This is a genomic window from Undibacterium sp. GrIS 1.8, from assembly GCF_040544445.1.
Classification (GTDB): Bacteria; Pseudomonadota; Gammaproteobacteria; order Burkholderiales; family Burkholderiaceae_D; genus Undibacterium.
This window is the reverse complement of record NZ_JBEONQ010000124.1, coordinates 1-1,998: the sequence shown is the minus strand read 5'-3', so window position 1 is coordinate 1,998 and position 1,998 is coordinate 1. Positions and strand designations below refer to the sequence as shown.

3 protein-coding genes are annotated in these 1,998 nt (G+C 41.5%); all 3 read left to right on the top strand.

Translation table 11 applies throughout. The annotated features are described in order from the left end of the window. On the top strand, positions 1-480 hold a 480-nt coding region (locus AAKU64_RS22420; RefSeq protein WP_354335769.1), incomplete at its 5' end, for a hypothetical protein. Positions 481-505: 25 nt separating this feature from the next. Continuing rightward, positions 506-1,495, top strand: a complete 990-nt coding sequence (locus tag AAKU64_RS22415) for a beta propeller repeat protein (RefSeq protein ID WP_354335767.1) — start codon at positions 506-508, stop codon at positions 1,493-1,495. Continuing rightward, positions 1,492-1,998 (top strand): hypothetical protein (locus AAKU64_RS22410; protein ID WP_354363089.1); only part of this gene is annotated, 507 nt, incomplete at its 3' end. The genes AAKU64_RS22415 and AAKU64_RS22410, both read left to right, overlap by 4 nt.

Genomic DNA, 1,998 nt, shown 5'->3' with positions numbered 1-1,998 from the left:
CATGTAGTTCCAGATCATTGCTTTAAACAGCCTGGAGATAATGGGGCTTATTACCCGGGTGGTATTAAACATGCGGATGGACTTTGTATTTGTGTAGAGGGGGCTACTAAGAGCACTGGTGTAAATGGTCAGTCAGTTAAGAAAGGGAAAAATTCTATAACTAACCATTTTCAAGCGCTTGCCCAACATGGACAAATTCATTTATTGATGGATGCCGCAGAGGCTGCATTAGGTGCTCTAGGGAATCCTAAAGGTAGTTCCTCGCTTGGGAATTTGGAAAAAGCAGGCGCTTCCGCCGCAGCGAAAGTATCGGGCTGCGACGAAAAAGAATTGGAAAAACAATTACGTGATTTTCATCAATCTAAAGGACTTAGTGCAAGCACAAAATTCCGTGCTGATCCTTTTGGAAAAATAACAAATCTTGACGCGACGATAATGGGTAAATCTGCGCAAGGCACAGGCGGCTCTGGCCGTTCATAAACACTGTAAAGATATGGAGAATGAAATGAGAACTTCTGTTTATTTTATCGACGGATGCGTAATCGAGAAAGATTTTGTGTACGTAGCTTCAAACCTAGACGATATAGATCCGCTGCAACACCCACATTCACGCTTGAGTATCTACGATGAGCAAAGTGCAGATGAATCGAAATGGTTTTATCACGATTTAAATTCAAATATTGTCTCCGTTTGCGTCAAAAAACGCTCTCAAAATGAGGAGAGAAAGCTTTGTGCATTATCGAAAGAAGGTGAGGTTGAAATTTTCTCCGCAAAAGACGGGAGTTCAAAAATTGAAAAGATTTCAGACGCAGGATTAAGGCTAGGTACGCTCGGTTATGTAACTCAAATACGAGAAATTGGTGAAACAATTTATGTCTGTGGAGCAAATGACCAAGTTTATCGAAGAAATAATGGAATTTGGGAATCGCTTACTCGATATCCACTTGTCCATAGAAGCGCGCTAAATAGTGATTACAGTATTTTGACCAGTATTGATGGAGTCGATGAATGCGATATTTATGTTTGTGGACTGGGAGGAAGGATTTATCACTTTGATGGAAACGAATGGAAAAAAATTGCTATAAATATTGATGAAAATTTAAACTATATAAAGTGTTTTAATACTAACGACGTTTGGATTTGCGGCAATAATGGTGCGCTTTTAAAAGGAAATGTTAGGGATGGCTTTAAGGATGTTAGTAGTATCGACGATAACGAAATATTTTGGTCAATCGCTGAATTCAAAGGAAATATTTATTTAGCAACCACAACAAAACTATATGCTTACAATGGGAAAAAAATTACACAAGTTGTCAGCGGTTTGGTGCCTGAATTAGAAACCTTTCATCTAGATTCAAATAACGAGATTCTTTGGTCCTTTGGGATAAAAGATATTGCTCATTTTGACGGGCTAAAGTGGGAACGCGTTCATCACCCAGATAACGATCCAATTGAAGGAGTTGGCATCAGTGAAGCTAGGGGGGGCAAACCATGACAGAGGTCATTGATCACGGTATCGACACAAACACCGACACACAATCAATCGCCGATACTATTTGTCAGCATCTGAATTGCCGCAATATTGGTGCATGGTTAGAAGACTTAGCGTTAAAGTTAGATGTCCCCATTGCTGCAATCATACCGACCTCACCCGTGTTACGTCACGAATTCTTTCTTCCTGAGTGTGGTCTACGTTTAGTGCTCAACCATCCCCATGCTGGCTATGTAGAAGAAGGTGATATTGACCGCTGGATTATCAACGAAGCGCAATTTATAGTTTCGGATCAAAACCATAGCGATGACGCAGTCCTACTCCCATTCGATCTTGATCCAGACAACGACACACCAGAGACAGTACAAACCAAACTAGATGGCGACACCGCAGGTCTATCTGTCCGCAGCATTGCACAAGGAGATCGTCGCCAAAGCTACCTCCTAGATGATGCCGTAGTCGTAGAGATCATCTGGCGGCCAGAATTACGCGGAATTGACCGAGTC

What these genes read in the sequence shown, in the direction of transcription:
- AAKU64_RS22415 (WP_354335767.1), top strand. Translation starts at nt 506, where the DNA reads ATGAGAACTTCTGTTTATTTTATCGACGGATGCGTAATCGAGAAAGAT.